The organism is Thauera phenylacetica B4P (assembly GCF_000310225.1).
GTDB classification, from domain to species: domain Bacteria; phylum Pseudomonadota; class Gammaproteobacteria; order Burkholderiales; family Rhodocyclaceae; genus Thauera; species Thauera phenylacetica.
In genome coordinates, this window is record NZ_AMXF01000536.1 from 1 (window position 1) to 811 (window position 811).

The 811-nt window shown below is 75.7% G+C and carries 1 pseudogene; it reads right to left on the reverse strand.

Annotation, left to right across the window (positions count from 1 at the left end):
• Positions 1-783 (reverse strand): annotated as a pseudogene (locus C667_RS23525) (tetratricopeptide repeat protein); the annotation flags it as partial.
• Positions 784-811: the final 28 nt, after the last annotated feature.

Consider the following 811-nt stretch of genomic DNA (forward strand, 5'->3'; position numbering starts at 1 on the left):
CGCCTTCGCCAGGCGCAGCGGCCGGCTCGCCGGTGCGCGCGCGACCTCGGCCTCGAGCACGCGCAAGGCCTCCGCGTGCGCGCCGGCCTGCTGGAGGATCTGCACCTTCAGCAGCACTGCCGGCTCCCAGCCGTTGCGCAGCTCGAGCGCGCGATCCACCGCGGCGAGCGCGCTCATCCGGTCCTCGACCGCCTGCGCCGCCTGCGCGCGGGCGATGTGGGCCTCGGGGACCTCGACGTAGGGCTCGGTCAGGCGCATCACGATGCCGCGCACGGCCTGCTTGTCCGGCACGCGGGCGAGCGTGTGGCCGAGGCTCAGCAGGTTCTGCGGGAGACGGCCGTTCGACTGCGCGAGCACCCGCGCGAGCTGGAACTGGATGGCGTCGAGGTTGATGTCCTCGGCGCGGCCGGCGCCGCTCAGGCCGGCGAGCACCCGGCGCGCCTCCTCCGAGTCGGGCGCGACCTCGGTCCAGATCTCCGCGGCGCCGCGCGCCATCACCAGGTTGCGCGAGTACATCGCGATCTCGGTGGCGCGGCGGGCGATGCGCGGGTCGCGGGTGCTGCGGGCGAGGTCCAGGTAGAGCTGGGCCGACAGGCCGATCTGGCCGCGCGCCCCGGCGATCTCCGCGAGCAGGAAGTGATAGAGCGTGCGCGGGGTGAGCTCCTGCGCGGGCAGGCTGCCCTCGGCGGCGGCGTCGCCGCTGGCCGCCGTCGCGACGCCGCCGGCGCCGAGCGCGAAGGCCAGGCAGAGGGAGCGGGCGAGGCGGGCGGGCTGGGGTTTCATGGGGGACATTCCGGGGACTTCGGTGGGT